The 24,737-nt window shown below is 44.9% G+C and carries 22 protein-coding genes and 1 riboswitch; of the genes, 15 read left to right on the top strand and 7 right to left on the bottom strand.

Features of this window, described 5'->3' with window-relative positions:
* Positions 1-99: 99 nt before the first annotated feature.
* A riboswitch (glycine riboswitch) is annotated at positions 100-224 on the bottom strand.
* Positions 225-649: 425 nt separating this feature from the next.
* From LDO37_RS07970 to LDO37_RS07980, 3 genes are all read left to right on the top strand, one after another.
* Positions 650-1,384, top strand: a complete 735-nt coding sequence (locus LDO37_RS07970; protein WP_126610040.1) for a beta-ketoacyl-ACP reductase — start codon at positions 650-652, stop codon at positions 1,382-1,384.
* A gap of 178 nt (positions 1,385-1,562) precedes the next feature.
* Positions 1,563-1,721 (top strand): hypothetical protein, encoded by a 159-nt coding sequence (locus LDO37_RS07975; protein WP_167404709.1) that lies wholly within the window; start codon positions 1,563-1,565, stop codon positions 1,719-1,721.
* Between the two features lie 15 nt (positions 1,722-1,736).
* On the top strand, positions 1,737-2,489 hold the full coding sequence (locus LDO37_RS07980) for a chromosome partitioning protein ParA (protein ID WP_126610041.1): 753 nt from the start codon (positions 1,737-1,739) through the stop codon (positions 2,487-2,489).
* A gap of 97 nt (positions 2,490-2,586) precedes the next feature.
* Here LDO37_RS07980 and LDO37_RS07985 read toward each other — a convergent pair whose 3' ends face one another.
* The 4 genes from LDO37_RS07985 to LDO37_RS08000 are packed head-to-tail and all read right to left on the bottom strand — an operon-like array spanning position 2,587 to position 7,321.
* A complete protein-coding gene (locus LDO37_RS07985) occupies positions 2,587-3,750 on the bottom strand; it encodes an ABC transporter permease (protein ID WP_126610042.1) in 1,164 nt (387 codons plus the stop codon).
* Positions 3,747-4,937 carry an ABC transporter permease gene (locus tag LDO37_RS07990; protein ID WP_126610043.1) on the bottom strand — a complete coding sequence of 397 codons (1,191 nt, stop codon included), beginning with the start codon at positions 4,935-4,937 and terminating at the stop codon, positions 3,747-3,749. The genes LDO37_RS07985 and LDO37_RS07990 overlap by 4 nt, the downstream gene beginning before the upstream one ends.
* Positions 4,938-4,940: 3 nt before the next feature.
* A complete protein-coding gene (locus LDO37_RS07995) occupies positions 4,941-5,924 on the bottom strand; it encodes an HlyD family secretion protein (RefSeq protein ID WP_126610044.1) in 984 nt (327 codons plus the stop codon).
* On the bottom strand, positions 5,921-7,321 hold the full coding sequence (locus LDO37_RS08000; protein WP_126610045.1) for a TolC family protein: 1,401 nt from the start codon (positions 7,319-7,321) through the stop codon (positions 5,921-5,923). The genes LDO37_RS07995 and LDO37_RS08000 overlap by 4 nt, the downstream gene beginning before the upstream one ends.
* 206 nt (positions 7,322-7,527) lie before the next feature.
* On the opposite strand from LDO37_RS08000, the gene LDO37_RS08005 reads away from it, so the two are divergent.
* The 5 genes from LDO37_RS08005 (at position 7,528) to LDO37_RS08025 (ending at position 12,670) form a co-directional block, all read left to right on the top strand.
* Complete coding sequence (locus LDO37_RS08005; protein WP_224056061.1) at positions 7,528-9,084, top strand: ATP-binding protein; 1,557 nt, start codon at positions 7,528-7,530, stop codon at positions 9,082-9,084.
* Complete coding sequence (locus tag LDO37_RS08010; RefSeq protein WP_126607076.1) at positions 9,084-9,770, top strand: response regulator; 687 nt, start codon at positions 9,084-9,086, stop codon at positions 9,768-9,770. The genes LDO37_RS08005 and LDO37_RS08010 overlap by 1 nt, the downstream gene beginning before the upstream one ends.
* Positions 9,771-9,858: 88 nt before the next feature.
* Positions 9,859-10,821, top strand: a complete 963-nt coding sequence (locus tag LDO37_RS08015; RefSeq protein ID WP_126607077.1) for an ABC transporter substrate-binding protein — start codon at positions 9,859-9,861, stop codon at positions 10,819-10,821.
* A gap of 401 nt (positions 10,822-11,222) precedes the next feature.
* A complete protein-coding gene (locus LDO37_RS08020) occupies positions 11,223-11,726 on the top strand; it encodes a hypothetical protein (RefSeq protein ID WP_126608314.1) in 504 nt (167 codons plus the stop codon).
* Positions 11,726-12,670, top strand: coding sequence for a hypothetical protein (locus LDO37_RS08025; protein WP_224055402.1), 945 nt, complete (start codon positions 11,726-11,728; stop codon positions 12,668-12,670). Before LDO37_RS08020 ends, LDO37_RS08025 begins: the two co-directional genes overlap by 1 nt.
* A gap of 87 nt (positions 12,671-12,757) precedes the next feature.
* Here LDO37_RS08025 and LDO37_RS08030 read toward each other — a convergent pair whose 3' ends face one another.
* From LDO37_RS08030 to LDO37_RS08040, 3 genes are all read right to left on the bottom strand, one after another.
* Positions 12,758-14,293, bottom strand: coding sequence for a tripartite tricarboxylate transporter permease (locus tag LDO37_RS08030; protein ID WP_126608316.1), 1,536 nt, complete (start codon positions 14,291-14,293; stop codon positions 12,758-12,760).
* Positions 14,294-14,302: 9 nt separating this feature from the next.
* Entirely contained in the window at positions 14,303-14,782 is a 480-nt protein-coding gene (locus tag LDO37_RS08035) for a tripartite tricarboxylate transporter TctB family protein (protein ID WP_126608317.1), read from the bottom strand.
* 205 nt (positions 14,783-14,987) lie between these two features.
* Positions 14,988-15,959, bottom strand: a complete 972-nt coding sequence (locus tag LDO37_RS08040; RefSeq protein WP_126608318.1) for a tripartite tricarboxylate transporter substrate binding protein — start codon at positions 15,957-15,959, stop codon at positions 14,988-14,990.
* 283 nt (positions 15,960-16,242) lie between these two features.
* Here LDO37_RS08040 and LDO37_RS08045 point away from each other — a divergent pair, with 283 nt between their 5' ends.
* The 7 genes from LDO37_RS08045 (at position 16,243) to LDO37_RS08075 (ending at position 24,595) form a co-directional block, all read left to right on the top strand.
* On the top strand, positions 16,243-16,923 hold the full coding sequence (locus tag LDO37_RS08045) for a GntR family transcriptional regulator (RefSeq protein WP_126608319.1): 681 nt from the start codon (positions 16,243-16,245) through the stop codon (positions 16,921-16,923).
* Positions 16,920-17,825, top strand: a complete 906-nt coding sequence (gene prpB, locus LDO37_RS08050) for a methylisocitrate lyase (RefSeq protein ID WP_126608320.1) — start codon at positions 16,920-16,922, stop codon at positions 17,823-17,825. The genes LDO37_RS08045 and prpB overlap by 4 nt, the downstream gene beginning before the upstream one ends.
* Before the next feature lie 92 nt (positions 17,826-17,917).
* On the top strand, positions 17,918-19,048 hold the full coding sequence (gene prpC / locus LDO37_RS08055; RefSeq protein ID WP_126608321.1) for a bifunctional 2-methylcitrate synthase/citrate synthase: 1,131 nt from the start codon (positions 17,918-17,920) through the stop codon (positions 19,046-19,048).
* Positions 19,049-19,065: 17 nt separating this feature from the next.
* Positions 19,066-20,517 carry a bifunctional 2-methylcitrate dehydratase/aconitate hydratase gene (locus LDO37_RS08060; protein WP_126608322.1) on the top strand — a complete coding sequence of 484 codons (1,452 nt, stop codon included), beginning with the start codon at positions 19,066-19,068 and terminating at the stop codon, positions 20,515-20,517.
* Between the two features lie 50 nt (positions 20,518-20,567).
* Entirely contained in the window at positions 20,568-22,451 is a 1,884-nt protein-coding gene (locus LDO37_RS08065; RefSeq protein WP_126608323.1) for a propionyl-CoA synthetase, read from the top strand.
* 170 nt (positions 22,452-22,621) lie between these two features.
* A complete protein-coding gene (locus LDO37_RS08070) occupies positions 22,622-23,107 on the top strand; it encodes a GNAT family N-acetyltransferase (protein ID WP_126608324.1) in 486 nt (161 codons plus the stop codon).
* 18 nt (positions 23,108-23,125) lie between these two features.
* A complete protein-coding gene (locus tag LDO37_RS08075) occupies positions 23,126-24,595 on the top strand; it encodes a bifunctional NUDIX hydrolase/phosphatase PAP2 family protein (protein WP_126608325.1) in 1,470 nt (489 codons plus the stop codon).
* Positions 24,596-24,737 lie beyond the last annotated feature (142 nt).

Below are 24,737 nucleotides of genomic sequence, written 5' to 3' on the forward strand. Positions count from 1 at the left end.
TTAATAAAACATAAGGAGAAGAGAGAAAGGGGGCGTCTACTCACAAGAGCAGATCCCAAAATGGGTTATTCACCAAAAGGTTTGGTTGAAATGGTTGCCTTTCACTCCTCTGTCCTTTTGCCTGAGAGTTTCACTTCTGTATAACCAAGTAATCTTTAGATCACTTGATAGAGAAGCTTGCTCCTTCGGCGACCGATTTAACGGTTCTCTCCAGAGGTTCCTCCAACAACAGTCCTCGCCAATTCAAGATTGAAAATCTGGAATTTAGCACCTGAAAGATTTACTTCTTCGGCGGGTTATACTCACTTAAATTGAAAAGTTAGAGTAAAACCTCTCTCCTGCTGTCTTCACTGGAACAAAAGTCTTTCGACTTTAAGCTGCGCATCGTACAAAAAGAAAAGGACGATGTCAGTAGCGGAAAATCTGTTTGCGCAAATATCAAGCAAAGCAAACGATTAGTGAGGAAAGAAATGATGGAAATCAAGTTGTAATGAAATCTTGACCGAAGCCGACTAGCACTAATGTGGATTAAACCTATTATTAATTCAGCAGTAAAAACATGGAACGCGCTGTTTTCACGTCGGACTTTAAGCCCAAACCAACGCCAGACGGTGAAATGCGTATTAAATAGCCCACTAGAGGACACTCAATGTTTAACAATAAAATATGTGTTGTAACCGGTGCCGCCCAAGGTATTGGTAAAGCGGTTGTCAAACGGTTTTCTGAGCAAGGTGCAACGAAAGTTTATGCCCTTGATATGAACGAACAAGTGCTGAACGAAGCCTTTTCAAGTCATGAGAATGTACAAGCCGTTACGGTCAATATATGCGACCGAGAAGCAATAGCAGCACTGGTGAACGACATTAAATCAGAGTTTGGTCGAATCGACGTACTTGTGAACAATGCTGGTATCACGCGGGATGGCTTGATAGACAGAATGACAGAGCAAGATTGGGATCAAGTCATTGATGTGAATTTAAAAGGGGTATTCAACCTCACCCAAGCGATTGCACCAATAATGATTGAAAATGACTACGGATCCATTGTGACGATGTCGTCGGTTGTCGGAACAGATGGCAACATTGGTCAAACCAACTACGCCGCAACCAAAGGTGGCGTGATAGCCATGACGAAAGGGTGGGCGAAAGAGTTTGCACGCAAAGGTGCGCAAGTGAGAGCAAACTGTGTAGCTCCAGGCTTTGTAGAAACGCCGATGACGGCGGATTTACCAGAAAAAGTATTGGATATGATGAAAGCAAAAACGCCACTAGGTCGAATGGGTAAACCAGAAGACATTACCAATGGAGTGGAGTTTCTAGCCAGCGATAAAGCCAGTTTTATTACGGGGCAGGTGTTAAAAATTGATGGGGGGCTAGTGATTTAACGTCTTCACCTAGTCATTTAAAGTGAGGTGGGACTTGATGTGCCCGCTTCACTTTTGCCTTTTCGATTACATTTCAAACGATCACACCTTACTCTGCTTTCAGACGGTGATATTTCGGACATAGTGTTTACGCTCTAAGCTCAAAAAAGTGGTATAACTAACTGAACAGGAGGAAGTTATGACCAGACTAATTGCAATTGGGGTGCTTATTGCCATCGCCGTGCTACTTTTTCGTTATCGAACCAACGAAAAACTGCAAAAAGGCGTCATTCTTGCATCAATAATTGGGTTTGTAATCTACGTTGTGTCAGTTATGACCATGGAATTGATCAACTGACGTTGGAGCTAAAGAATGGTAGACAATAATATCCAAGACGAACGCGATGACGATCAGGAAGAAGTCGTCATTATTGAAGAGCGTAACAAATCCTCTTACATCTACATCACAGTTGCGGCCATATTAGGGCTAGCGATTGGTGGACTGGTTGGTGCCGTAGTTACGCAAAGCAGTTGGCAGGATGCCTACCTATCTCAAGATAAAGAAACTCAAACGTTGGCTGGTGAAAATGTACAGCTTCAACAAACATTAAGTGCCTATGAAGTCGACTCAGCTAAAGCGATTGAGTCGGCATTGATTCAGCAAGCAAATGAACTGAATGCGAAGTTCCAAGCACAACTTCAACAGCTACAGACGACGGTGACAGAGCTTGAAAAGGTGAACCTAGAGCAAGAAGCGTTGATTGCCCAACAAGGCTCACAACTTGAAGATTTGGGTATATCAAACCAAAGACTCAATCGACAAGCCGATTTACAAGCCTCTGTGTTTGAACGTTCAAGAGAAGTATTTCAGCGTGAAATGGCTATCCGACAAGAGTTAGACGGGTTGCTTAAAGAACAGAAAGAGCTGCTGCCTCAGAAGGAAAAACTCAGTAAAGAGTGTGACGAGTTTTTGGCAGGCACATCTTGGGATGCGTCTTCAGATTCGTGTGATAAGAGTGACGACGTGAATTCTAAACTCAGCCAAATCGCACAAATGATTGAGGTTCATAAACTGGATCTTGAACAAATCAAAGCGCTGTCTGAAGGGCTGGGGTTAGGTAACTGATCTTTCTCGCGCAAAGCTAGTTTGATTTGAAAAGAAAACTGATTCGAAAACAAACCCTGCCAATGTTGTTGGCGGGGTTTGTTTTTTATAGGCATTTTTATCGGGCTGGACTTTCCGTATCCGAATTACGCATCCGAATCCAAGCGATACCAAACCAGATAAACGCAAGCACCCAAAGCTGTGTGACCACGTCTTTAATTTGCCAAAGCTGTGCGCCCATTTGATTGAGTTTTAAGAAGCCTTGAATAGCTGGCGTACTCGGCAGTGCATTTGCTATCCAAATCAGAGGTTGTGGCAAGCTTTCAACCGGCCATATAAACCCAGCGGTGAAAATCAGTGGCATTGAACTCACCAGCACAATTAACGTAACCAGCTCCGTTCTCGGCAATAGGCTGCCCAATACAATACCAACTGCGCCAGTGCTTATTAAGAAGGGGATAAGCAAAGCGAACAAGTTGGGTATGCTGGCTAGCCTATTGATCTCGTAGAAATCAAAACTGAATCCGAAGTAATACAAACTGAGAGCAAGATATAAAACGCCGAACACAAAAACGCGATGGCTTACGAGGCTTAATGGCGACATTTTATGCCAATACGCTGATGGGGTATTTGTTTTCTTCTGGTGCGCAGTCAGAAGACCTGCACCCATGATCAATGTTTGATGAAGTATGAGTACAAAGACAGCGGGGACGACATAGTCGACGTAACCCATTTCGGGATTAAACGTGGGTTTAATGTTTAAGTGCACTGGTGAATACAGTTCACTGGCTTTCGCTAGTGGCATGCCATCGGCAAGCAGTTTTACCACTTTTGCTTTCGCCGCCAAAGTCCCCGATGCTTGTGCCAGACCTTCAACAACCGCACCATAAACCAAAAAGTATGATGCGTCGCCAGCGTAAGACAGCACGGGGCTTTTGCCTAGCATGAGATCCCGATAAAAGTGCTCTGGGATCACCAAAATGCCGCTTACCTGTTGCGACAAAAACAACGATTTTGCGTCTTCTATGGCGTGTACTCGATGGGTAATGGTGACTTGGGGTGTCGCATCGACCATGCGTTCGAGCTGATAACTGGTTTGGCTTTTGTCTAAGTTAACCACCGCGACGGTTTGTTCCTGAGCCACTTGGTTAGCATAGGGGAGTGGATATAGGAAAGAGTAAAACAGAGTGCCACCAAACACCGTTAAAACAATCGCTGGATGCTTCACAATAGCGCGTAATTCTTGCCAAAGAGACTGAGGAAATAACCATTGAGTGCTCATGAGGTTACCGCCTTAGCCGAAACACTGTTCTTACGAATCAGCAATAACATCAGTATGAAAGGCACAATGTAACCCGCCATTGGTATAAGTGTGTTCAACGTGTCTGCCCAAGTTGCCCCGTAGTTAGACTGGTAAACTTGAGCTTCAATGTAGTGGCTAACAGGCAACATAGCGCGCCAAGCTTGTGCAATACCATTCATTTCTGTAACGGGAAAAGTGATCCCCATAAACGCGAAGCTGGGGGCGGTGAATGCGCCAGCGAAACTCATGGCTCGCGTGGCATCCAGACTCAAAAAGAAAAATACGCTTCCCATGATCATACAGGCAATAACCATCAATACCTGTGCAAGCAATAAAATGGCGATGTCGCCATGAAATGGCCAGCCCAGTCCAATGTAAAACCAGAAAAGCATCAATAAGCCTTGGGCGACAAATACTAAAGAGTATGGCGCAAGTGTTCGAAACACGTTTAAGATAGGTGCGCCCTTGAACCACTGCTCTTTGCCTCTCAAACGCAAGTTCGCGGCTAATGCCATCACGGTGCCAACCACAATGGCAATTTGCCATATGGCAGGTACCACAGCGCCAAGAAGAAACTGCGAATAGTTGGTATTGCTGTTAAACAGAGGCGTGATTTGGCTTCGCACTGGTACCGCTTGCCCTAAAGCTTGCACAGGCGTTGTATCGCCTCCTAGCAGTACTTTTCCCGCTTCAAGTTTTGCATTAAACGTCCCTTGAGCTTGCAACAATGCGGAATTGATTAATCGACCGATAAGTATGTATTGCGTGTTCGTAAATGCCGAAATTTGCGGTGGCTTGCTCTGCAAAACATGCTTGAAGCTGTTTGATGGTATCACTATGTAGGCATAGATCTCGCCAGACTGAAGCGCCTCTTTAGCCGATAGTGTATTGGTGTAATGGCTTTGTACATCAAGGCTTGGGGAGGCATCGTAATGACGTACAAGCTCGCGTGAAAACTGAGTGTGGTCGTGATCGACAATACCAATCGCCATATCTCTTGCGAGACCTTGATTGAACACACCCCAAATGATCACCGCAACCAGAATAGGAATCCACGTTAAAGCAGGCAAAAGCCATTTGTCTGCTTTCACTATTAGGCATTGTCCAGAGCCCAAGCGTTGCTCGGAAAACAAGCGTTGCCCTGAATCCGATGAAGATTGAATCATGGATTATAAACTCTCTATAACGACACTCATGCCCATACGAAGCCCTTCTGTTGGCTTGGTTGGGCGCGCTTCAACTTCAAATGTTCTCATATCAAAACCCTGAGAAGAGTCGGTAGAGCGCCACGTTGCGAAATCACCCATTACGGATACGTGAGAAACTTTGAAGGTAACGTGTTGTTCGATCGCTGGAACCCACGCCGAAAACTCACTGCCTTTAGAAAATTTACTCAGTAAATCTTCACGAACATTGAACACAGCCCAAGCATCTTCCATATCCAATACGGTTACAACAGGGAACCCTTGAGGTGCTAATTCACCTGGGCTTAGTAGAACTTGTGATACCTCACCTTTAAACCAGCTTCGGATTTTAGTGTCGGCGGCAAAGGCTTCGACTTCAGCAACGGCACCGGCGGCCATTCTGGCTTTCTCCGCAGCAGCGCGTTTGGTTTCATCGCGTGCGCCTTCATTCGCCATTTCATACATTTGGTATGCGGCACTTTCCGTGTATTTAGCGGCTTGCCACTGAGTTAATGCCTCATCACGTTTTTGTTCCGCGACAACACCATCTTTGTATAGGTTGTTAATACGGTTATAGGTTTTTTCCATCAAGTCTGATGCGGCTTTGGCTTTTTGCCACTGATCTTTGGATGCTTGAATTTGCTGATCGCGTGCGCCTTTTTCTGCTTCTTGAGCCAGTGCGCCGGCCGCTTCTTTACTCGCCACCGCTTGTTCTAACTTGGCGTCTAACTCTGGGCTGTAGATGGTGAAGATAAGATCACCATTTTGAATCTCATCGCCTTTTCGAACCAATACTTTGTCGATACGACCAGCGACTTTGGATGAAATATTGTATTGCTGCGCTTCGATTTGCCCTTGAAGGCGCAGGGGCTGTTCTTCATAGGCCGCGTTGAAACTGTGAATCAGCCATCCACCTAAACCTAAGGCGACGACGCCAGCGAAAACAGGTTTTAATAGGTTTGATTTCATGATTGAGTCTCCAGATTGGCTCTATGTTCGTATTGATGGAAAGTGGTCATTTCATTGCTCAGTGCGAGCAGTTTATTCAGTGCGATAAGGTAGTTGAAACGTGCGGCATGTTGCTGCGTTTTTATGCTGGCTAAATAAAGCTGAGCATCGACGACTTCTAATGAGTTAGATAAACCTTGCGAAAACGCACGTTGGCGAAGCTTAAGGTTTTCTGAAGCTAGGTTTAAGCTAGAGGTGAGCCCATTGACTTCTTCCTTGGCTTGCTCGGCTTCTAAATAGGTTTTCTCCACTAACACTTGTAAGTCTTTTTGCGCTTGTGCCTTTAAATGTTGAACTTGTTGAACGGCGCTATGAGCAGCCTGAGAGCGGTCAGAGCGACCAGAAGAGTCGATAAGTGGAATACTGACTCCGACACCCACGAGCCAGTCTGGCTTCATTTGGCTTGCCAAGCTGTCGTGTTCATATACGGTGTAATCGCCATATAGGTAAACATTCGGGAAGTATTTCCCGTCTTCTGCTTTCACAAAATTGCTGGCTTGTTGCTCCTTGGCGTCGAGCAATTGTAAACCCGGGTAGGTATTTAAGGTTTGATCAACAAAAGCCGACATTGGCGGTAGGCTATCGTTAATGAATAAAGCGCTTTGCAACTGAACGTCTTTTACATTGAGCATTTTGGCTAATGCGGTTTTTGCGATGTCCAAATCACGCTCTGCTTTTTTCCGATCGACTTTGGCTTTATCTAACGAGGCTTCGGCTTGTAAGCGTTCTACCTTAGCGATTTGCCCTTGTTTTTCCATTTTCAAAGCGAAGTTGCGGTGTTTTTCTAATCCATCCTCAACGGCGTGTCTTGTTTCAACCACTTTTTTGGCAAGGACGACACTGAAATAAAACTTGGTCAGGTCCTCAAATTTTGCCTGCCTTTCCATTTCAAGTTGGCTTCGCGCTTCTTCAGTTTGACCTTTCGCTATTTCTTGAGCCGCTGTAATTCTTCCGCCTGTGAATATCGGCCAAATGGCGCGGATAGACGATGAAAAAATGTCTTTCTCGGTAATAGTGGAACTCGCACCTGCTAGGCTTTGAATAACACTTGGGGGCAACATATGACCTAAGCCCGATAGGTCGACATTAGAACTCTCTGCGACTTGTCCAGCCGATAATGTCACATCGTCATCTAAGCGAGTGTAGTTAGCAGAAAGGGTAACTTTGGGTAAGTTTAAACTGTCTTTCGATGCTTGAAGGTGTTGGTAACGCTGAAGATTGGCTCGAGAAGCCGATAAGGCGTCGCTTTGTTGCTGCACGATTTGCCACGCCTGATCAAAGCTAACTGGTTGAGATTGCGCGGAAAAGGGTAGGGTAATCAGTGTCCCCAAAAGAAAGGCAAAAGGTCTCTTTTTCATCATTAACTGACCGCTGAAAATTGAAAGTAGAGTTTATACTCTAAAAAATGACTGTGCAACCGAGTCTTTTTGATAAAGGAGTCAATTTTTTGCGACGCCTAACGGAAGAAATGTTTCTTTTTTGTTATGTTCCGAGCTCAGAATAAAGGGGAATGACATTGTTAAGTTGGAAGAATCTGAGTTTTCGCCGCAGGCTATTGATAATCATGACATTGTCTGGCTTGATCGAGCTGTTGATTTTGACGGCAGCCGGATTTGCTTACATTAAACATTCCCAGCAAGAAGAAATGGGTTACAAAGCACTCGGAATCGCCCAGTTTTTGGCTCAGTCCCAATCGGTCGTCGATATGGTAACCACGGAAGAGGTGGGGCTGCTCCCACAAGAATTTAAAGAGTTGACGGATTTGATCGGGGCAACTTTTATTGTGATCGGCAATAAAGAAGGCATTCGATTGATTCACCCCGTGAGCGAGCGCGTCGGGCAGCCAATGAAAGGGGGAGATAATGTTAGGGCGCTGGAATTAGGGCAATCTTACGTTTCCTATGCTGAAGGTTCGCTGGGCAAGTCGGTCCGCGGTAAAACCCCGATATTTGATCGCGATGGCAATATTATTGGCGTTGTTTCAGTGGGTTATTTATTGGATAGCCTGCAAGATAGAATTGAGCCATATCTTGCCTTTCTCATTGCGATGGCGCTGCTGGTGGTGATTGCCAACGCTGTTTTGTCTAATTACGCATCAAGGCGTTTTCAGAAAGCAATTTTAGGCTTCGAGCCAGAAGAAATCGCTCGGTTGTATGTCGAGCTTGATGTCACGATGAGTACGATAAAAGAGGGGGTTATCAGCATAGATAACAAAGGGCTGATCCGATCAATCAATCGCAGTGCATGTGACATTCTTAAAATTAAGCGCGGCAGTGTGATGAACATGCCAATGAAAGAGGTTCTGCCAGACAGTGACTTGATTGGCATTCTTTCCACCAAAGAGCCTCAGCATGATATTGATCTTTATTTGAATGATCAGCGAATAGTCGCCAACCGCAATCCAATTATCGTAAAGGGAGAAGTGGTTGGGGCGGTGTCGAGCTTTCGTCGTCGTGATGAAATAACCGAACTGACAAAACAGCTTTCACAAACGCGCGAATACGCCGATATGCTTCGTTCTCAAACCCATGAACACCGGAACAAGCTCAATACGATAAGCGGGCTGGTGCAACTGGGTGAATCGGAAGAAGTGCAGAAGCTGATAGGGCAAGAGACCGCGCACTATCAAGCGCTGATTGGTTTTATACGAGAAACAGTGAAAGACCCATTAGTCGCCGGTTTATTGCTGGGAAAAACTGAACGTGCACGTGAGATTGGGTTGGTTTTGGAAATTGATAACGGCACACGATTAGAACCACTACCAACCAACGTGAATGCTGAAGACCTCGTGACAATTTTGGGTAATTTAATTGATAACGCATTCGACGCAATGATCGTAGAGCGCGGGAAAATGCCCAATAACCACATTTTTGTTTCTATCAGCGATTACGGTACAGAAATTATTTTAGAAGTAGAAGACAGCGGTTGCGGTTTGCCAAGTGACATTGATGTAGCCAAACTTGTAGAGAAAGGTGTTTCAAGTAAGGCGAAAAACAATCGAGGTGTTGGGCTATACCTTGTTGATAATTTGGTTAAGCAATATGGCGGTCAGCTGGATATTGGAAACGGACCGACTCAAGGAGTAAGAGCAACGGTGTATATACCAAAGGAAAAGAAATAATGGTGGCAAGTACAAAAGTGATGATCATCGAGGACGATGAAGGTATCGCTGAAGTACATCACAGATATCTTAATCAGATTGGTGGGTTTGATGTGGTCGCGATCGCCACCTCCCAATCTGAAGCGGAAATGCAGTTGGATCTGCTTCAACCGGATCTTGTGATACTTGATGTCTACCTACCAGATGGAAATGGGCTTGAAATCCTCAGTCAAGTACGGCAACAAAAACAGCACTGCGATGTGATTTTGGTAACCGCAGCACGCGATGTTGATACGCTGCAAGAAGCCATGCGAGGTGGGGTGGTGGATTACTTATTGAAGCCTGTCATTTTTTCACGACTTGAAGCGGCGTTAAAAAAATATCAAGCGCAGAAACAAGAGCTGGAAACCGTATCGGATTTGGACCAGAAACTGGTCGATAAAATGTTGCAAGCATCAACGTCGCAAGAGCCTTCAACAAACCGATTACCCAAAGGTATTGATGGTGTAACACTCGATAAGATCCGCCAGCTTTTTGGGGGGGATTCACAATTCACCGCCGACGAAGCTGGCATTAAAATTGGTGCAAGCCGAACAACGGCAAGGCGTTACCTTGAGTATTTAATTAGTTCCGGTGAAATTGAAGCGGATGTTCATTACGGGTCTGTGGGGCGACCTGAACGCACTTATCGCAGAATCTTCCGTTAATCAATTTCTGATAAGAGCTTTAAACGAAAATTAGCAGGTCCTAACAAATTGTCTAAACTTGGATAAGACAATGTGTTAGGGCTTTCTTATGAGAAAAATTTTTTTGCTGCTAATGACCATGCTATTTGCAAGTAATAGCATTGCTAAAGAACTTGTTTTTATTCATAGCTACCATTTTGAATATCCCTGGGTTGCGGAGTATAGAGAAGGCTTTCACAGCGAAATTGGGGATATGAACGTTCATAATTTCCAAATGGATACCAAACGCAAGCCAGCGAACCAGTTCCCAGCGATAGCTGATGAAGCGTGGGAGTTTATCCAACAGCACGACCCAGACATTGTGGTGGTTTCTGACGATAATGCCCTCAAATACCTAGGTCCTCGTTTAATAGAAAACAATATTCCCACTTTCTTTTTAGGCATCAATGCCAACCCTCGGAATTATGTACCAATTACTCCAAGTATTTCTGGCGTGTTAGAGCGACCGCTGATGAAGCGCTCCGTATATATGATCAGTAAAGTGTTACCCGACGTCGCTAAAATTCGTGTATTAATGGATGGTGCTGCTACGTCTCATGCCATTCTCGAAACCTCGTTCAATAATAAACTTTCTCAAAGCATCAATGGTATTACCGTTCATACTAGCTTGATTCAGAATTACGAAAGCTGGGAAAGTAATATTTTAGAAACCAAACAACAAGGTTACGATGCCATTATCATTGCCAATTATGCTGCTCTTAAAGATAAATCTGGCAAACACTACTCATTGGATGAAGTAAGTTCTTGGACAAGTGAAAATTCTCCCATTCCCGTGTTTGCTTTTTGGTCATATTCCGTCGGTAAAGGAAAGGCAATAGGGGGGCTAAGTATCAGTGCCCTTGAACAAGGAATAGAAGTAGCAAAACTTATTAATCAGTTTGTAGCTTCTGGAGAAATGCCGACGATAACGACACCGAAAAAAGGGTCATTTATATTCAGTAAGAAAGAGTTGAAACGTTGGGAATTAAGTGTGCCTAGCGATATTGAAAAAAAGGCTGAAATGCGTGATTGATGAGCTCGTATTGAATAAACCTAGCCTTTAAAATTTGAATAGTATTTGAATAGTATTTGAATAGTATTTGAATCAGGAAGCCTCGTTATTATCACGAGGCTTTTTGTCGTTTTATTCACTCCATACTACGTATATCACTTTCAATCTCACTGTATTTAGAAGCAATATCACATACATACATACTACATGACATAAACGTTTATTTCTAAAGGTAAAAGTAGCCATGTGTCAATCAGCAAAAATTTCTAATTACTAAATCTGATAATACAATTCCAATATTTTATAAAATGTAGAGTGTTTTGCTTGTTTAGTGTTCTTTCTGGGGGTTACAAAGGGGTTAATGATGACCCTATAAATAACGCTGTATGGGTTGTCAGTTTCCAACCCTACAAGGAAAAATAATGAAAAATATAAACGTGAAATATCTAGGTGCCTGCATGGCCATCATGAGTGGATTTGCATCCGCCGCAAACACCAGTTTATCTCTTGGTGACGTTAATTCGAGCGACGCAGCACTTCTGAATCTACTAAGCAGTGAATACACAGTAGTTGAAGGTCTTTCAGCCGTCGATTTTAATGCAGATAACGTCTTGCTTATGATCAATGGTAACCATGTCGACTCTAGCCTCGCGGTATCTAGCCCTTTGATAAAAATGGCAAAAGAGAAAAATCTCCCCATTGTCATACAAAACAACGTTGAAGAATTGTCTTTAGAGTTAACCGGAATCGGATCGGAAGGTGATGTCGTTGTACTTTTCCCTATCGATGGCAATTTTGCAAAGCGCATGACACTTAGAAACGAAGAGTCTTCTAACAGCTTAAGCTTTGCAAATACGTCTAATAACATCATTCAAGAACAGCTAAGCGCATTTTTTAAAGACCAATCAAGCAGAGGAGATAAATAATGACAAAGACAATCAATCTTCGCTCTTTAATCACTGTTTCAATGCTTGGGATGGTCGGGGCATCTACGTTTACTTCTGCGCCAGTACACGCTGAGTTTTTTACGCCGTCTAATTTGTGTTCAGTGCTGAAAACACGTTGGCAGGTAGAAGACGGTACTTGTTTGAATAGCGAAGAAATAATCTACTCTGTTAATGGTCGCCGTACCATCAATACTAAAGTCGAAGTGGTTGCGTATCGCGATGCTTCTGGTCACAAGTATTTAGCCACCCAGTGGGCAGGGCAAGGTTTAACCCGAAACAACAATCAAAAACCTTACCACGAACAAACGGGCGGTATTCAATCCAAAGCTTATCGCTTGCTTGATAAACTGAATTTTGAAATCTGTTTGGTTCCAGAAGCTGGGCGAGCGTGTGAATTGAGCTACAACCCAGATAACGCTTTCTTCCTAAGACGTTCAGGACCTGAAGCCGTGTCGGCAGCAACCAGTGTATCAGTTCCTATTGGACCGTCGTTCTCTGTTTCAGGTTCTGCCGGCGCCCCTAGTATTTCCATTACGCCGCCACAGCAATCTGTGTCTTACGGGCATTCTGGTATCACTCGTAGTGGTGGTAATGCCGGTAATAAATGGCAGCTGTACACACTATGGAAGAAAAATTGGTACAACTGGTTTTACGCGGGTGCCGATTGGCGTATTTATCGCACTGATGAGCCATTCCCTCCAGCATGGGGTGGAGATACGGCGATACCGGGATATGTTTTCTGGGAAATCGACAAAAACTTCAACAAGCCCGTTACCGTTCGTTTCCACTCTAATGCGCTCGATTACGACATGGGCATGGAAGCTTTCTGGTGGACAAGATCAGAATTTCCTTCTTTAGGCCGTGAAGTTCGTCATAGCGATTTTACTCGTTACTTGAAGGTCGATTTCGGAAAAATTAAATAACCTAACTCCTTCAAAAATAAAAAGGCTTCTGGTTTTCCAGAAGCCTTTTGGTTTGTATTTATTTCGAATAACTTTCGATTGCTAAATCTAATCTTGGTGACTCGGGTTTGCTGAATTGCGTTGCTTTAAATATCCAAAAAGCTTAGCAATTATAGGGCTTAGAAGGACAGCAACAGCCAGCGCACCGAATACTCCCGTTATAGGTCTTTCCCATAAAAAGCTCAGTTCACCGTCGCTGATCATTAAGGCTCGGCGAAGGTTTTCTTCCATCAGCCCGCCCAGAATAAATCCGAGTAATAATGGGGCGAGGGGGAAATTAGCCAACCTAAGCGCAATCGCTGCCATGGCGACAAGCAACATGATGAACACATCCATCGTATTGAACGATACCAAGTACACCCCAGTGATTGAGAAGAACAAAATCATTGGAAGAAGTACGGTGCGAGGCACCATAAGTAGCTTCGAGATATATGGGATCAGCGGTAGATTTAAGATAACCAATACAATGTTACCAAAGTACATGGAGATGATAACCGACCAGAATACGTCTGGATGATCCACAAACAGGCGAGGACCTGGCTGAATGCCGTAAGCAATCAGGGCACCAAGCATGATGGCGGTAGTTCCTGAGCCCGGAATACCCAAAGTAAGAAGGGGAACAAACGAGCCGCTAGATGCTGCATTATTCGCCGACTCAGGCGCAACCAAACCTCGGATGCTACCTTTACCAAATTCTTCGCGTTTCTCTTTTGGTGCCAAGTTACGTTCCATACCATAACTTAGGAATGCAGCAATTGTTGCGCCCGCGCCTGGAAGCACGCCAGTAAAGAAGCCAAGGACAGAAGAACGTAGAGAAACAGGAGCGACCTCTTTCACTTCTTCTTTTGTTACCTTCATGCTACCTAAATTATTGAGCTTGTTGCTTTCATCGCCTCGAGTATCTTGTTGCGGTTTCAAAATCCCCATTAATGTTTCACCTAGGGCGAACGTCGCCATAGCAAGCAGTAGGAAGCTAAAGCCGTCCATGAGATCCGTCAAACCAAACGTAAAGCGTTCTACACCAACACCTTTATCGATACCAACTGTAGATAGCATTAATCCCAGAATCGTCATCATCCAAGCTTTCAATACTTGGCCTTTACCTGCAAAGGCAGCTACCGCAGACAAACCAAGAAGCATTAAAGCGAAATAGTCTGAAGACTGAAAGCTCAAAGACACGCTTGCTAGAGCAGGAGCGGCAACCAAAAGCATAATTGCTGATAGCGTACCACCAGTAAACGATGAGTAAGCGGCGAGTGCCAGAGCCTTACCAGCCTGACCTTTTTGTGCCATTGGGTAGCCATCAAATGCGGTAACAACCGTTGAAGAGCAGCCCGGAGCGTTGATTAAAATAGAGGATGTGGATCCACCAAAGACAGCACCATAATAAACACCGGCCATAAGAATAAGACCAGAAGCTGGGTCTAAACCATAGCTGATGGGGATCATCAATGCGATTGCAGAAATAGGACCTAATCCCGGCAACATGCCAATAAAGGTTCCTACAAAACAACCGACGATCACCATCATGATATTCATCGGCATTACGGCGGTAGATAGACCCGCTAATATTCCATCTAACATGTCAATCTCCTACCAGATAGAGAACAAAATACCGGGTTCTAGATAGATATCTAAACCCTGAGTCAGTAGTAAATAGAAAGCGATAACAAACGGGAAAGAAGCGCCAAATAAGATAGATTTCTTACGCTCTCCAAGCATGTAGAACCCGATCATTAAGAAGAACCCCGTTGCTAATACAAAGCCAACGTAAGTGAGCCCAACGCCGTACATTGCCATTAATATCAAAAAGCCGATGAGCAATTTCCAGTCGAAACCCAGCAGCGAACCGTTTTCTTCATCAGGGCGAGCAGTTACAAGCAGCATCAAAGAAAGAATAACGCCGACGACGGTAAGTAATGTTGGGAGTGTTCGAGCAGTAAAGGGTTCGTATTCATCCCCTGGGAATAGAGGGATTTGCGTGGTTTGATAGCCGTAACATAAGCAGACGACGAGAAATATCATCGCGCCCACGCGGTCACGACAAAATAAGTTGGTGGGCTTAACAGACATATCTTCATTCCTTTGTTCTAAATGGAAGGAAAAAAGCCGTGTACGCTCAGTTAATCAATTTAGTTGTGAAGATGCCGTTTAAGGCAGCGTCACTGAGGGATAACTAAATAAACAAAGGAGTTTGGCGTTTTACAGCGCACACAGCAAAGGGGCAGACCAATTCTAGTGAGTCGAGCAGATCAAACACACAGAATTGGTCAAACTTTTACTTAAGGAAACCAAGCTCACGCATTAGTGCGCCCATTGTTTCTTCTTGTTCCTCAAGGAACTTGTAGAAATCTTGGTCTGGCTTGTAGTTGTCAATCCAACCGTTGCGGTTTCTAACCGTTGCCCACTCTTTAGTGGTGTACATCTTAGATAACGCATTGTTGTATTCATCAATTTTCGCCTGTGGGGTATCAGGTGCAGCGAAGAAGCCACGCCAGTTAGCGAATACGGTGTTATTTCCTGTTTCAACGAGTGTCGGAATTTCAGGAGCAGCTGGAAGGCGCTTAGGTGCGGTCACTGCCAATATTTTTACTTGACCACTTCTAGACATCTCTAACACTTCACCAAGACCAGTAGAAAGAAGCGGCGTTTCACCAGAAAGTAAGGCAGCCATTGCTTTACCGCCTGCATCGTAAGCGATATAGCGCACGGCTTTGGCGTCGAAACCTTCACCTTTAAACGCGGCTGCCACTACAAGGTGATCCATGCTGCCACGAGCCGATCCACCTGCAATTTTTACTTTACGTGGGTTTTCTTTGAAATCCTCTACGACTTCTTGCCATGTGTTGTACTTAGAATCGACGGATGTAACGATTGCGCCGTAATCAGCAATGGTCGCTGCAACTGGCGTTAAGTCACGGAAAGATTGGGGGAAAATACCCGTTAGGGAACGGACAACGATGGGCGTTGAATTCACCATGAGTGTGTCTTCTTGGCGCTTTGCTGTTTCGATAAGGTGTGCGATTGCTTTACCACCGCCGCCACCAGAAAGGTTTTGGAATGAAACTTTGTCGACAATGTCAGATTTAACTAACGCATCACCAGTACCACGAGCGGTCATATCCCAACCGCCACCAGCGCCGCCGGGGATTAAAAAGTGAATCTTTTCCATGTCAGCGGCAAATGCGCTGAAAGAAAAGCTAGCAGCAATTACCGCAGCCGCTAATGTGGGTTTCAGTACCTTAATCATGTCACGTTCCTTATGTCGTTGAGCTTATTCATAGATGAGCCCATTTGTTATGTTTATGTTGCTATTTGGTGCTGGTTGTTAACTTAGTGTGCTGAGGTGTGAAAGCCCAGATAGAGGACTTAAAAAGAATAAAAAACAAAAAGTGAATTAAGTTCATATTGTTCACGGAAGGTGAAGAGGCTAGACATTAGTCTAAATTGTCGACAATTATGTTGATCTATTAGATTTTTGTGACTAAATTATGATCAAATCTTAAATATTGTTGACAATGTAGAGCGAGTCGATGTCTGTAGTCACACCTGAGAAAGAAGCGACAAAATCAGAAAACCTCACCAGTAGCTTGGTAGAAGCGATTGTGGAAGGGCACATCATTCCCGGAAGCAAAATCTCTGAGCCAGAGTTAGCAAAACGATTTAATGTAAGCCGAGGGCCGTTAAGAGAAGCGATAATGCGCCTAGAAGGACTTGGGCTGATTGAACGGATCCCGCATGTTGGTGCCCGCGTTATCGAAATATCGTTAACTCACCTATCTGAATTATATGCCGTGCGTGAAGCTTTAGAAGGTATGGCGGCGAGGTTAGCAGCGAGATACATCACCGATGAAGAAATCGAAGGGTTGAGTCAGTTATTGTCGACACATTCAGATCATATCGAACAGGTAGAGGGTTCTTCTTACTTCCACCAACACGGTGATTTCGACTTCCATTACCGAATTATTAAAGCCAGCCGAAACAGCAAGCTGGTCACCTTATTATGCGATGAGTTGTATCACCTACTTCGAATGTATCGATATCAGTCTCCACGCTCGCATTCTCGCCCCGAGCAAGCGCTGGAAGAACATAAATTCATACTCAAAGCCATTCAAAATCGAGACGAAGAGTTAGCGGAAATGTTGATGAGAAGACACATCTCGTGCAGCCGCCAGCTTATCGAACAACAAATTCAACAGGAGAGTGACGCATGACGGCAAGTAAGGTCTCACCAGGGAAGAAGTTTTGCTTAGCGGTAGAAAATCATCATCCACTGCAAATTGTCGGTACCATCAATGCGTATTGCGCCATGATGGCAAAAAATACCGGTCATCAGGCGATTTATTTGTCTGGCGGTGGCATTGCCAATGCTTCTTATGGTTTACCCGATCTTGGTATCACCACACTCAATGATGTGCTGGTGGATGTGGAGCGAGTCACCAACGCTTGCGATTTGCCTTTGTTGGTGGATATCGATACCGGTTTTGGCGGGGCATTTAATATCGCTCGTACCGTTAAATCGATAGAGAAAGCCGGCGCAGCAGCAGTTCATATGGAAGACCAAGTCGCTCAAAAACGATGCGGTCACCGACCAAATAAAGCCATCGTATCCACGCAAGAAATGACCGACCGAATTAAAGCGGCTGTGGATGCAAAAAGCGACAGCGATTTTGTATTGATGGCGAGAACGGACGCGTTGGCTGTAGAAGGCATGGAGAGTGCCATAGAACGCTGTATTGCGTACGTTGAGTCGGGTGCTGACATGCTGTTCCCGGAAGCTTTTGTCGAACTGAATCAATACCAAAGGCTGTCTGATGCACTAACGCACCATTTTGGCTACAAGGTGCCAATACTGGCCAATATAACCGAATTTGGACAAACACCGCTTTATAAGGGAGAAGAGCTTGCGGAGCATTCTGTGGATATGGTGCTTTACCCTCTCAGCGCCTTCCGCGCCATGAATAAAGCCGCAGAAATGGTCTATTCCCATCTATTACATGAAGGCAACCAAGAAGCATTGGTTGACCAAATGCAAACCCGAAAAGAGTTATATCAACACCTAAATTACCACGACTATGAGGACAAACTCGACGAGTTGTTCGCCGACAAAACATAGTCGTACACAATCCAATAACGTGAAGCTGCTGGCGCACTGTTCAACTCATAAAAATAACGAACAGGCAAAAGCATAATGACAAGGAGTCTGTCATGACAGATAAACCACTTGGTGGTGCAGGGCTGCGCGGGCAAAGCGCAGGTTCAACAGCACTATGTACCGTAGGAAAAAGCGGAACGGGGCTGACCTATCGTGGATACGACATTACGGATTTAGCGAATCATGCTGAGTTTGAAGAAGTCGCTTATTTGCTGCTGCGGGGAAAACTGCCAAACCAACGAGAGTTAGATGAATATAAGTTAACCTTAAAGCGTTTAAGAGGGTTGCCGGAACCGTTAAAACACGCTCTGGAATTGCTACCTTCAACGGCGCACCCAATGGACGTAATGAGAACAGGTTGTTCAGTTCTTGGGAACTTAGAAACAGAAGAGTCCTTTGAAGATCAACTTGCTGCTACAGAACGAATGTTGGCTTTGTTTCCGGCGATTATTTGCTATTGGTATCGCTTCTCGCACGATGGCGTTCGGATTGATACGGATGATGAGGGTGAAGACAGCATTGGCGGCTACTTCCTAAAATTGTTATCGGACGACCCCGTTTCTGAACTCCATAAAAAGGTGATGCACTGTTCTCTGATCTTATACGCGGAACATGAATTTAATGCCTCTACATTCACCGCTCGCGTATGTGCCTCCACACTTTCAGATATTCATTCCTGTGTGACTGGCGCAATTGGAACATTGCGTGGTCCATTGCATGGCGGTGCAAATGAAGCGGCGATGGCGATGATTGAGAATTGGACATCAGTAGAAGAAGCGGAACGCGAGACGCTGGGCATGTTAGAGCGTAAAGAGAAGATCATGGGTTTTGGTCATGCTATCTATCGTGAAAGTGACCCTCGAAATGCATTGATAAAAGCATGGTCAAAAACGCTATCTGATTCCGTTGGCGATACCCACCTTTATGCCGTAAGCGAGCGAGTCGAATCGGTCATGAAGCGTGAGAAAGATTTGTTTTGTAACGCGGATTTCTTCCACGCTTCGGCATACCACTTTATGAACATTCCCACCAAATTATTTACGCCTATTTTTGTGATGAGTCGCTTAACTGGCTGGTGTGCTCATATTTTTGAGCAAAGAGAAAACAATCGAATCATCCGACCCAGCGCCGATTACACAGGTCCAGAACACCAAGATTGGCTGCCAATCGATAAACGTCTATAGAATTTAAGGAACAAGAAATGACACAAAATGTAGAAGTCAATGAACGCCCAGCACCTGATGACCTGCTTGCTCAAATAGCGGAATACGTCAGCAATACCAATATTCAGTCGGAAGAAGCGTACAACACAGCCCGGAATTGTTTAATGGATACGCTGGGTTGCGGGTTACTGGCGCTTAGATTCCCAGAGTGTACGAAACATCTTGGTCCACTCGTGCCGGGCACAACCGTCAGGCATGGTGCGCGAGTTCCGGGTACTAGCCATGAATTAGATCCAATCACTGCTGCTTTTAATATTGGTTGTGTGATTCGTTGGTTGGACTTTAATGACACATGGTTGGCAGCGGAGTGGGGGCACCCGTCAGACAATCTAGGTGGGATCTTGGCTACCGCCGATTATCTAAGCCAAGTTGCTGTAGCTGAGGGGAAAGCGCCTCTCACTATGAAAGATGTTCTGACTGCCATGATCAAAGCCCACGAGATTCAAGGTGTGTTAGCACTTGAAAACTCATACAACCGAGTTGGGTTGGACCATGTCTTGTTGGTGCGAGTTGCATCTACTGCGGTTGTTACCAAAATGCTTGGAGGCAACAAAGAGCAAATTATAGATGCTGTCTCCCAAGCTTGGGTCGATGGTTGCGCGCTAAGAACGTATCGGCATGCCCCTAATGCTGGTTCACGAAAATCGTGGGCGGCTGGGGATGCGACTTCACGTGCGGTTCGACTTGCGATGATCACGATGAAAGGTGAAATGGGCTTGCCGTCTGTGTTAACGGCTCCTAAGTGGGGATACTATGACGTACTTTTCAATGGTGAACAATTCAAAGTGAATCAGCCATTTGAAAGCTACGTGATGGAAAATGTCTTATTTAAGATATCTTTCCCAGCAGAGTTCCATTCACAAACCGCTGTGGAATGCGCAGTGGCGCTTCACAATGAAGTTAAAGATAGAATCGACCAGATCACCAGAATTGAAGTGACGACCCATGAATCTGCGATTCGTATTATTTCCAAATCCGGTAAGTTGGCGAATCCTGCTGATAGGGATCATTGTTTGCAATACATGATTGCTGTTCCATTGATTTACGGAGATTTGGTGGCAGAGCATTATGAAGATGGTTTCCACAATGGCGATCCGCGCATCGATGCACTGAGAGAGAAAATGATGATTATTGAAGACTCGCGGTATAGCCGAGAGTATTTGGAATCGGATAAGCGTTCAATTGCCAATGCGATCCAAGTCTTTTTTGATGATGGCTCGTCGACTGAGAAGATCGAAATTGAATACCCGATTGGTCATCGCCGCCGACGTGAAGAAGGTATTCCAGTACTGGAGCAAAAATTCCTTCGAAATCTACAAACCCGTTTCCCTGTGATGCGTTCTCAGCAAGTCTTTGATTTATGTATAGACCAACAAGCACTTGAGCGCACGCCTGTTCACGAGTTCATGAGTTTGTTTACTATCAATTAACTGAAAATGGAGCCGTGATCGGCTCCGTTTTTATATCGGAGGAAGAACGGATGTCTACCTACGAAAAAGAGTATCAGTTTTCTTGCAATGAACCCGAAGCGTTTTGGAAAAAACAAGCCCAAAACCTAGATTGGTTTCAGTTCCCTCAAACGATTTTAAGCAAAGACGAAAATGGCATAGACCGATGGTTCGCCGACGGAGTTTTGAATACTTGTTGGCTTGCACTGGATTACCACATTGAGCAAGGTAATGGTGACAAAACAGCGTTGATCTATGATTCACCGGTTACTGGAGTAAAGCGCAGTTACACTTACGCTCAGCTGCAAAAAGAAGTGGCTAAAATTGCGGGTATGCTTGTGGTGCAAGGGGTCGGTAAGGGCGATCGAGTCGTTATCTACATGCCCATGATCCCCCAAGCCGTTATGGCGATGTTAGCTTGCGCCAGAATAGGGGCAATTCACTCTGTAGTTTTTGGCGGCTTTGCGCCAAATGAGCTTGCAGTGCGGATTGAGGATGCGGAACCGAAAGTGGTAATGACTGCGTCCTGTGGTATTGAAGTAAACAAAATACTGCCATATAAACCCATCGTCGACCAAGCCGTTATGGATAGCCGCTGGAAACCTTCCTCTGTGATTGTTTTTCAGCGGCCAGAGTGTGTTGCTGCGTTGAACCAGTCGCGCGATGTTGAATGGCAATCCGCGCAAAGCTCAGCGCCTATCGCCGACTGCGTGCCCGTAAAATCGACAGACCCGCTTTATATTCTTTATACATCGGGAACAACTGGAAAACCCAAAGGTGTTGTGCGTGACAACGGTGGGCACGCGGTTGCGATGAAATATTCCATGTCTTGTTTGTATAACCTTCCACAAAATGGTGTGTTTTGGGCGGCATCAGATGTGGGGTGGGTAGTGGGGCATTCTTACATTGTATACGCTCCCTTAATTCATGGTTGTACAACCGTACTTTTTGAAGGCAAACCTATAAAAACTCCCGATCCTGGCGCATTTTGGAGAATCTGCGAAGAATACAATGTGAATGTACTCTTTTCTGCCCCCACGGCATTCCGAGCGATCAAAAAGGAAGACGCAGAAGGTAGTCACTTAGAGAAATATGACCTATCGAATCTAAACAGTATTTTTATGGCAGGGGAAAGATTGGATCCGCCAACTCAAGAGTGGGTGGAAACCTGCACTCGAAAACCTGTGATTGACCATTGGTGGCAAACGGAAACGGGTTGGGCGATTGCGGGAAACCCATTAGGGGTGGAAGCGTTACCAGTTAAACACGGCAGCGCCACAAAGCCCATGCCAGGCTTTGAAGTCGCCATTCTTGATGAGTTTGGTCATGCTAAGGCATCGGGGCAACAAGGTTATGTCGCAATAAAACGCCCACTCCCACCAAGTTGTTTGCCTACAATATGGCGTAATCACGACCGATTTGAGTCAGGTTATTTGTCTCAATTTCCTGAGTACTACGTTTCAGGGGATGGTGGATATTTAGATGAGGATGGTTACTTGTTCATAATGGGTCGAGTGGATGATGTCATTAATGTTGCAGGGCATCGTTTATCAACAGGGGAGATGGAAGAGATTGTTGGTGGTCATCCTGCCGTTGCGGAATGTGCTGTAGTAGGGATACACGATGATCTCAAAGGTCAAACACCGCTTGGCTTTGTGGTTCTTAAGGATGGGGTGTCGATAGCCGACGATAACATTGAAGAAGAGCTGGTTGGTAAAGTAAGGGATGAGATTGGTGCCGTAGCTTGCTTCAAGCACGCCTTAGTTGTAGACCGTTTGCCAAAAACGAGGTCAGGGAAAATCCTTCGACGAGTCATTCGCCAGATTGCAGATGGAGAACAATACACCGTGCCATCGACAATAGACGACCCCACCAGCTTAAATGAATTGGAAGACGTACTTAATCGACCCAAATAACGGTTACTATTTAAGCGCATCCATTGGGTGCGCTTTTTCGTCATAGCCGATGCAGTATGTTTTTAGTTATTCTTCTCTCTGAATGGAGGTAGCAGATAGGGTTCTGAACTATGCACATTGAAGTAGATTGAGTATATACTTAGCGCATAAGCTTTTATTCCCATAGACTTATGAGCCTCATTAAGATTCGTGCTGCCCAAACATCCGATTTGGAAGCACTCAACGATTTTATGTATGAACTTCACGATTTTCATCACAAAGTCACCCCGGAGCTGTTTAAAACGGCTGAAGATGTTGAGCAAGAAAAAAGTATTGCTCGTTATCTCGATAACCCAGAATGTTTTGTTTATGTCGCCGTGCATCCAGAACATGGAGCTGTTGGCTTTATCTCGGGTCACTTCTGCGAACTACAATCTTCCATTATGAAACCTGTACAAATGGGCAGCATTGATGAAATGTATGTTGAACCAGGTTTTCGTAAACAAGGCATCGCGAGGCTGCTGTTCTTACGCTTGGAGCGCTCTTTTAAAGACTGTGGAGTGAAACAAATGTTTGTAGAAGTGTGGCAGTTTAATGAAGCTGCCTTAAACTTTTATAGCAACTTGGGATTAGAGCATCATATCCATTGGATGCGAAAGCCTCTAATCGATTCTTAATTTTAGGGATTACACATTGTGACATTTCGTCGTCTGTTTTCATGTTTCATTTTTCTAGTTTTCATCTCTTTTACCAGTTTGTTCGTATCTGCAACCGCCTCGGCTAGTACGGAATCTCCCCAGAAATACAAAGGCGCACTATGTTTGATTGCAAGCCATGATGGGCGCATTGTCATGGTGCGAGAGGCCATCACTGGGCAGATCTCAATCCCAGGAGGTCATGTCGAAGAAGGGGAAGATCCCGCGAAAGCGGCTGAGCGAGAGGCTTGGGAAGAGTCGGGTTTGGTTGTTACTGTTCTTGGAAAGTTAGGCGTTTTAGGCAATGCGGCGTTATACGATTGCGTATCAGATTCTCCTATCGTTGCGTTCAACCACACTGATGAAGCTGGTCATCACATCGTTCCGGCTTGGTTTGCACCCCATTATGGTATTGAAACCAAACAAGTGGTGCTTGCGAAAGTGGGTGAAGTAAATAAGGCGACATACCGCTACCCGTCTCAAATTGAAGCTTTGCAATACTACTCCGGAAAAGCGACAAGACAAAAAGTGGCGTATATCGATGATATCGTCGAAGCGGCGCCTCCGATTCACCAAGCAGAAATTAAATACATTAAAGCGCTTCAAGATGGCGTTTTAAGTGCTCCGCCAGCATTGGTTCCGTATATCCATGCCTTTCTCTATGTTGGAGACACGCTAGCAAGTCCTTGGATGCTGATTTTCTTAATACCAACGGCATTTATGGTGTTTGGACGTTACTTTGGTGCGGAGTTACTCTTCGCTGTGGTCAGTGTCGCGATTTTGGCGTTGGTTGCACAAGTTGGAGTAGGGTTTGCTCGTCCTCACGCCTTTATGCCGGAATTGATGCTTGGCGACACGTTTGGGTTTGGAATGCCGAGCATGACGAGCGCACTCATGGTGACGGTGTTAGGTCTATTTTATTTGCATGCTACTCGTGAATACCCAATTGAAGTCGTGCGACGTTACTTGCCATCGATTATCACTATTGTGCTGTTCCATGGCGTGTCCAGTGTTTACCTTGGAGCGCAATACTTCTCAGACGTTTTGGTCGGTATTGTACTAGGGGCAATGGCCGTTTGGCACTTTAATCGTCTAGATAAAAAAGACGAGGTGCATACGGGGCAAATACTAAGCAGTGCGTCTGTTTGGTGGGTTGTGGTTGTAATTATCGCAGGGTTAGCGACATTGTGGCCAAGGCCAGACTTTGCGAACTGGTTTGCTACTTCGATTGCTATTGCGGCAGTTTTCACTTTCTTAAAACCGAAAGTGGAATCTCGTCATCGCAGCGTCAAACATATCGTGAGTGTGATAGCTGTGTTAGTGCTAACCAATTTATTGTTTGGGGTCGTGCAGGGGATTTTGAATTACAGTTCTATCATTGCGTTGGCTCTAGAAGCGCTTAGATACCCAATCCTCGTATTGATATTTGCAATCACACAGCTTCGTACGGGCAAAGACCAAAGAATGTAGGTCATTCATGGCATTAGGATAGGATCTTTCGAGGTCCTATTTTTTGTGCCTTTTACAAACACTGGTATGTTCTACAGAAGTGCGTATAATCCGGCAGTTTGCTGTTCGCTAGGCGGTATTTGTCCAGCAGTAAACCCTATTA

The organism is Vibrio penaeicida (assembly GCF_019977755.1).
In the GTDB taxonomy this organism is placed as follows: domain Bacteria; phylum Pseudomonadota; class Gammaproteobacteria; order Enterobacterales; family Vibrionaceae; genus Vibrio; species Vibrio penaeicida.

Coding starts and splice junctions, on each gene's coding strand:
- LDO37_RS07970 (WP_126610040.1), top strand. CDS start 650: ATGTTTAACAATAAAATATGTGTTGTAACCGGTGCCGCCCAAGGTATT.
- LDO37_RS07975 (WP_167404709.1), top strand. CDS start 1,563: ATGACCAGACTAATTGCAATTGGGGTGCTTATTGCCATCGCCGTGCTA.
- LDO37_RS07980 (WP_126610041.1), top strand. CDS start 1,737: ATGGTAGACAATAATATCCAAGACGAACGCGATGACGATCAGGAAGAA.
- LDO37_RS07985 (WP_126610042.1), bottom strand. CDS start 3,750: ATGAGCACTCAATGGTTATTTCCTCAGTCTCTTTGGCAAGAATTACGC.
- LDO37_RS07990 (WP_126610043.1), bottom strand. CDS start 4,937: ATGATTCAATCTTCATCGGATTCAGGGCAACGCTTGTTTTCCGAGCAA.
- LDO37_RS07995 (WP_126610044.1), bottom strand. CDS start 5,924: ATGAAATCAAACCTATTAAAACCTGTTTTCGCTGGCGTCGTCGCCTTA.
- LDO37_RS08000 (WP_126610045.1), bottom strand. CDS start 7,321: ATGAAAAAGAGACCTTTTGCCTTTCTTTTGGGGACACTGATTACCCTA.
- LDO37_RS08005 (WP_224056061.1), top strand. CDS start 7,528: ATGACATTGTCTGGCTTGATCGAGCTGTTGATTTTGACGGCAGCCGGA.
- LDO37_RS08010 (WP_126607076.1), top strand. CDS start 9,084: ATGGTGGCAAGTACAAAAGTGATGATCATCGAGGACGATGAAGGTATC.
- LDO37_RS08015 (WP_126607077.1), top strand. CDS start 9,859: ATGAGAAAAATTTTTTTGCTGCTAATGACCATGCTATTTGCAAGTAAT.
- LDO37_RS08020 (WP_126608314.1), top strand. CDS start 11,223: ATGAAAAATATAAACGTGAAATATCTAGGTGCCTGCATGGCCATCATG.
- LDO37_RS08025 (WP_224055402.1), top strand. CDS start 11,726: ATGACAAAGACAATCAATCTTCGCTCTTTAATCACTGTTTCAATGCTT.
- LDO37_RS08030 (WP_126608316.1), bottom strand. CDS start 14,293: ATGTTAGATGGAATATTAGCGGGTCTATCTACCGCCGTAATGCCGATG.
- LDO37_RS08035 (WP_126608317.1), bottom strand. CDS start 14,782: ATGTCTGTTAAGCCCACCAACTTATTTTGTCGTGACCGCGTGGGCGCG.
- LDO37_RS08040 (WP_126608318.1), bottom strand. CDS start 15,959: ATGATTAAGGTACTGAAACCCACATTAGCGGCTGCGGTAATTGCTGCT.
- LDO37_RS08045 (WP_126608319.1), top strand. CDS start 16,243: ATGTCTGTAGTCACACCTGAGAAAGAAGCGACAAAATCAGAAAACCTC.
- prpB (WP_126608320.1), top strand. CDS start 16,920: ATGACGGCAAGTAAGGTCTCACCAGGGAAGAAGTTTTGCTTAGCGGTA.
- prpC (WP_126608321.1), top strand. CDS start 17,918: ATGACAGATAAACCACTTGGTGGTGCAGGGCTGCGCGGGCAAAGCGCA.
- LDO37_RS08060 (WP_126608322.1), top strand. CDS start 19,066: ATGACACAAAATGTAGAAGTCAATGAACGCCCAGCACCTGATGACCTG.
- LDO37_RS08065 (WP_126608323.1), top strand. CDS start 20,568: ATGTCTACCTACGAAAAAGAGTATCAGTTTTCTTGCAATGAACCCGAA.
- LDO37_RS08070 (WP_126608324.1), top strand. CDS start 22,622: ATGAGCCTCATTAAGATTCGTGCTGCCCAAACATCCGATTTGGAAGCA.